6 protein-coding genes are annotated in these 5,369 nt (G+C 36.1%); 3 read left to right on the top strand and 3 right to left on the bottom strand.

What is annotated here, in order from left to right:
- The 3 genes from B2X72_RS06940 to B2X72_RS06930 all read right to left on the bottom strand — a co-directional run.
- A partial coding sequence (locus B2X72_RS06940) for an anti-sigma factor (RefSeq protein ID WP_286848777.1) occupies nucleotides 1-713 on the bottom strand: 713 nt, incomplete at its 3' end.
- A 2-nt stretch (nucleotides 714-715) separates the two neighbouring features.
- Nucleotides 716-1,282 carry an RNA polymerase sigma factor gene (locus tag B2X72_RS06935; protein ID WP_112375870.1) on the bottom strand — a complete coding sequence of 189 codons (567 nt, stop codon included), beginning with the start codon at nucleotides 1,280-1,282 and terminating at the stop codon, nucleotides 716-718.
- Nucleotides 1,283-1,569: 287 nt separating this feature from the next.
- A complete protein-coding gene (locus tag B2X72_RS06930) occupies nucleotides 1,570-1,890 on the bottom strand; it encodes a hypothetical protein (RefSeq protein WP_139145016.1) in 321 nt (106 codons plus the stop codon).
- Between the two features lie 439 nt (nucleotides 1,891-2,329).
- On the opposite strand from B2X72_RS06930, the gene B2X72_RS06925 reads away from it, so the two are divergent.
- The 3 genes from B2X72_RS06925 to B2X72_RS06915 all read left to right on the top strand — a co-directional run bounded on the left by B2X72_RS06925 (nucleotide 2,330) and on the right by B2X72_RS06915 (nucleotide 5,167).
- Nucleotides 2,330-3,319: a preprotein translocase subunit SecD gene (locus B2X72_RS06925; RefSeq protein WP_286848774.1), complete on the top strand. Its 990-nt coding sequence runs from the start codon at nucleotides 2,330-2,332 to the stop codon at nucleotides 3,317-3,319.
- Nucleotides 3,320-3,463: 144 nt separating this feature from the next.
- The gene (locus B2X72_RS06920; RefSeq protein ID WP_083295990.1) at nucleotides 3,464-3,907 is read left to right on the top strand and encodes a hypothetical protein; all 444 of its coding nucleotides are present in this window, start codon (nucleotides 3,464-3,466) and stop codon (nucleotides 3,905-3,907) included.
- Nucleotides 3,908-4,108: 201 nt separating this feature from the next.
- On the top strand, nucleotides 4,109-5,167 hold the full coding sequence (locus B2X72_RS06915) for a hypothetical protein (protein WP_070567155.1): 1,059 nt from the start codon (nucleotides 4,109-4,111) through the stop codon (nucleotides 5,165-5,167).
- The last annotated feature ends 202 nt before the right edge of the window (nucleotides 5,168-5,369 follow it).

The raw sequence follows: 5,369 nt of genomic DNA, 5'->3' as shown, positions 1-5,369 counted from the left end.
TTTAAGTCAAGTGGAAAAACACCGGCATTAACAGGTTTACCATCGACCATTGCCCACAGTTGATATTGCTTACCTTTGGGTGCAACAGGCATGTGCTCAATACTCAGATAAACCGTCTTTGATACTTGATCCCAGAATACCAAAGCAAGGTAATCGGGTTTAGTTTCTACCCCCTTCAGAGGGATTGTTTTTATTGCTGGATTTTGAACGAGAGCCCATTTATCCTGTAGGGTAGCAAGTTTTGCCTGCTCAGCATCAAGTAAGGACGTCGTCTGATTTAGCTTATTCGCTGTATCTTGTTTACATTGATATAGGAAGATATTAGCACCAATACTAACGGCTAACAATAGGCTTGCAGCAATAGTCCACTTGTATGATCGAGCAACAAGCGTTTTCTTTTCGGTATCCATAACAATTACGTCGTTATGGTCCGTAGAAGAAGGTACTAATGTTTCATCAATTTTATGATCTTCGTTTGGTACTAGATTTTCTGCAATGAGTTTATTCCATATATCCTGTTTTAATTGCATAGGCATCTCTATCGCTTGGCTATCGGCCAAATCTTCGAGTGCAATCTCTGCTTCGATGATGGCTTGTTCCACTTCGCTATTATTTTTTCGGATACAATTCAAGATGCTCACTTCCTCTTCAGAAGCAAGTCCCAAAACGTACGATTCAATAATCCCCGACGATATGTATGCTCTAATATCCAAAACTAGCGGTACTCTTTTAGTAATTGTTGTAATTGTATAAAAGCTGCCCTGGTACGTGTTTTTACTGTTCCTAGCGGCACATCAAGCTGTTCAGCGATTTCTTGTTGTGTATATCCTTCATAGTAGGCCATCTCAATCAAGATTCGCCATTCCGGCTTCAATTTATCTAAAATATTTTTAAATCCAATAAAATCTGCTTTCGTGTGTTGTTCGCCCTGACTTAGATCTTGTTCTTCCTCCCTATTTACGATATTTGAGAGCGGTTGGTTTTTCTGCTCGTTTACGATAGCTTTTGATTTTCGATGATCGAGGGCTGTATTGCGGGCAATGTTAATCATCCAGGTATAAAGGCGGCCTTTTTCTGCATCGAAAACATCGATATATCGCCAAATTTTGACGAATACATCTTGGATGACTTCTTCCGCATGCTCCGTTGAGACCACGATACGACAAACCACACCAAAGAGTGCATCGGCATAGTGATCATAAAGATAACTAAAAGCCTGTTGATTTTTTTTTTTCAATAAAAGAATCAATGTTTCTTCAGAAAGGTTGTGTAATGGACTCAAATTTTACGTTTATAATACGCTAAAGATGAAAATTAAAAATTTAAAAAAAAAGCAGCAAAGACAAAACAAGTTAAAGTACCTATAAAACGGGTTAAAATACCTAATATAAGTTAGCCTATTTTCTGTTAATCCTCATTATTATTTATATTTTAATACGCAATGCATGATTTGCTTCCACCATATCGTACTAATTTACTCTTTTTTGTATTTCTAATTTTCAATGCTAGTTTTTCATGATTTGATTCCGCCTGGGAGGACGAATCACATTTAAATCTATTAAAATCTGTCTAAAGCTTTATTTTGTCGGACGAATTCCCCTTAGAAATTGGATTTATCGATAGCATATCACATGTCGCCAGATAAAATTCATCAATTAACTGGATAATCAAATCATCTCTTTGGTTATTAACAGCTAGTCCCACCCAATTTTTGGGGGGAAGATACTTACTCCGAGTCCATTGAACAGGCTGCAATATTTGTTTTTCTGAACGCAACCATTCTAATCCACTATCATTGAAATATATCTTTTCATTTGACAAATCCATCACGATGAAAGGTCTTTTCTTAAAATAGAAAATACTCATATCAAGATCTGCAATTACATTCATTCGAATATGTTTTTTGAGATGCATATATGCATTTATACGGGTTAGTGTTGACATCTATTTATCTTATTGGCTATAATAAAATCATCATAAATTTCCATGAACATCCAAAGCAGGCGAAGTGTTCATCAGACGAGAATCAAAGATATTCGAACCAGCGGTCTAAGTAGGGGTATATTTTGTTCTAATAGGTGGAAAAAAATGTTAATGTAAATTGAAAATACGACGGATAAAACCACTAATTTACCAAGCGCGTGAATATGTGTTAGTTTGCCCCATTACAGGTTTCGGCGAATCGTAAAATGCCTGCACGGATTGTAAATACCACCATTGAACCAGTGTTGCAATGGTTTAAATTTGATAAATAACAAAAGATATGCGGAAAGAAAGTAAAAGCACGTCATTCATTAAAAAAATTCTAGGCTTAATTAGTCTTATCCTTATGGTAACAAATAGTAAAGCACAGCAAGTCACTCACTATTTTCCAAACGGAAAAGATAAGGCAAAGACCATCAGTGGACAGTATGGTGGTAATAGCGGGATTTGTCTTTTTGAAGATGGCAGATTTCTGTTATATGGTTATGCTACATCTGTTTTCGGCTCCTATGTTTTTGAAAAAGACTACCTGCTTTTCTATCCAGATGAAGCCCCTTTATTTCAACTGTATGGGCGTCACAAGCCTAATTTCACAGACAGTACTTGTATCAATTTGGCAGGTTTTGAAGAAGGTAAAACCTATGTACAATTTGATAATGACAGTACACATCGGGTTTTCAATGACAAGGCAAACTGTTTCAGCCCCCCTTTTGTTCATCAGGAATCCAAACCGGTTCAATCGCTTAAATTTATTGTACAAAACCAGTTTATGGAACATGACAGTACTTATCAAGTCTTTCAGTATAGCAATGAAGAAAAATTCAATGATTTTATAGCTGTTTATAACAGACCCCAACGTGCACCTCAACATTTCAGCGCTTTCCTATATTTGGCTGAAGGGAATAAATTAGCCATCAGACTCTCCAATTACGGTGGAGAAAGAGGTTTTTTAAGAGAAAATCAAGACGGTTCAAATCAAGAACACTGGCACGAAATATTGACCATGAAGAAGGATTATGATCGGGCAAATTATATTGACCCCCTAGCAATATTTAGTAACGCATATTATACCCTATTTTATCCTGACCTCGAACAGTACGTCTTGGATACTGTCACCAATAGATATGTAAGTAAGTTTGCATCGGAAAATGAGGCCTATTTTGCTGGCAATCCTGAGCAAGACGATCGATACTTAAATAAATACATCAGTCAGAATCTGTTGCTTCTGAAAGACGAACAATTCGATCCATCAAAACTGTCAATTACCAGTCTATTTTTTTCGCGCTGTGAAGAATCTGAAAAGCCAGATCATGATGAAAATGGATCACAGCAATAATCGCAAAAGCCCAGCAATGATTCAAGTAGGAGCTTAGCGCTATTAAGAGTCGAAAGATTAGCACGTTTTCTTAAATATGGCTTAATTTTGGTAGTAATGACTAGATAACTGGATAACATTTATACTAGTTTTATTTCGGTGAAGATGATGAATTATAAAACGATTATTATTGGGCTAGGATTCTGTTCGCTAGCGGGTTGTGCAACGCAAAAGGAAAATATTGGAAATAGAACAGAGAGAGAAAGTGTATCCTTAGCTGAGGGACAAAGAAAATCATTGCGAGAATATCCGATCAAGATCAAATTTAATGGTATTTCAGAAGATAGCCGTTGCCCTGAAGGCGTCAACTGTATTTGGTCTGGAGTTGCAGTAGCAGAAATTGAGATCGCAGAAAAAGCAACTAAACCCACGACAATAAAGCTCGCAACAATAGACCTACAGGATAGAGGTTACCAAAGAACTGCCAACACCAACGGATATACCATTTCATTACAGGATATCGCCCCTTATCCGAACAAGGAACAAGGGACACAAACGCTACGGGGTAACTACAAAATCGCTGTTATTGTACAAAAAACTGTAAAATAAGCCCGCAGCGGTTCACTGTGCGCCAACAATCGTCCTATGGAAATAGTCATTGAAAAATGACCCAATTCTATTAAAGAATGACCCAATTCTATTAAAGAATGACCCAATTTTTAAAAACACCAATACATATATTTTAATTATATGCATGGATACTTATTGGTTCATTCCTTGAAAAATAATACCTTTGCCAAAACCTCATTTATGAAAAAGTTTTTTAAATTTATTAAGATTACATTTTTTTCTATACTGGCTATTATTGGGCTATTATTTCTCTATTTTTTCATTTCCAATCGGATATTTATAGGAAATACCAACGCGGAAAATATAGCGTACCTCAAGCTTCATAAAACGGAGATTAAGGATCGTATTGTAGATTCTCTATTCGATAATAGCTTCTATAATTCGGATATTTTCTTACTTGGGGAAATTCATGGCTACGCAGACAATCAAAAGTTGGACAAAGAGCTGTTATTTTATTTGAACAAAAAGCTTGGTGTTAAATATTACATTGCTGAGATGGATAGTACAAATGCCAACAAACTAAACAGCTTTTTATCCAAGCCGCTAAAAGATAACGCCCTACTGAAAGATGTGGTTCGCTCCATTCGCAAACGTATCCCGCAACAGTCTAGTTTAGAGCTATATCAAAAATGGGTCGAAATTTATGATTATAACCGCCACCTTGCCGATTCGGCAAAAATCACTGTTATTGGCATAGACAAAAGCTTTACAGCGGATAAATCTGACGTATCCAGGGATTCAGCTATGCTGTTAAATTTGGAAAATTATATTAAAAATCACCATATTGATGGTCAGAAACTATATGGACTATTTGGTTTTTTTCATGTTTTACAAAAAGGAAAGGATGCAACCAATGATCCTTTTGCTACACGCTTGAAAAATAGCGGCTATAAAGTATCTAGCTTTGTTAGTTATACCATTGCTAGTGAAATGTATCTTCCAAAGAATCCTCAATTTCCAACCCCTGAAGATGAAAAAGTAGATTGGGTAAATGCAGATGGCCCACTTATGCTCGTGAAAGGCATTCAGGATCTAAAAGAATTAAGTCGACCAAATAGTATATCGTTATTTAAACTCAATGCAGCACATTCACCTTATGCTACTTCTCAAGATTTAATAACTGTAAAATCACGGCTTTTTGGCGCAAATATCATACCTGCTGAAAAGAATCATACAACAGACTTCTTTCAATATGTATTTTTGTTACGAAATTCAAAGGCCTTAACAAAACTTGATTAGGACAGCAAGCATTTCATCAAAAAATTGGATAAACAAGCCGTCTGCTGATCACATGATTAAAGAAACAAGGATCCTATTGAAAAATATTCCATTCATAAACAGGATGATCCGTATTTAGGAGGAGGAATCTCGCTTATCGATTTGCAAGATATCACTTTGGTTTTTATATTTGCGACATCATAAGAAATCCTAATGCGGAAGT

The sequence above is a fragment of the Sphingobacterium sp. UBA7253 genome, assembly GCF_002472745.1.
Lineage (GTDB): Bacteria > Bacteroidota > Bacteroidia > Sphingobacteriales > Sphingobacteriaceae > Sphingobacterium > Sphingobacterium siyangense.
The sequence above is the reverse complement of the archived record's forward strand: the minus strand, read 5'-3'. Positions and strand labels throughout refer to the sequence as shown.

What these genes read in the sequence shown, in the direction of transcription:
- B2X72_RS06930 (WP_139145016.1), bottom strand. Translation starts at nt 1,890, where the DNA reads ATGAATGTAATTGCAGATCTTGATATGAGTATTTTCTATTTTAAGAAA.
- B2X72_RS06925 (WP_286848774.1), top strand. Translation starts at nt 2,330, where the DNA reads ATGGTAACAAATAGTAAAGCACAGCAAGTCACTCACTATTTTCCAAAC.
- B2X72_RS06920 (WP_083295990.1), top strand. Translation starts at nt 3,464, where the DNA reads ATGATGAATTATAAAACGATTATTATTGGGCTAGGATTCTGTTCGCTA.
- B2X72_RS06915 (WP_070567155.1), top strand. Translation starts at nt 4,109, where the DNA reads ATGAAAAAGTTTTTTAAATTTATTAAGATTACATTTTTTTCTATACTG.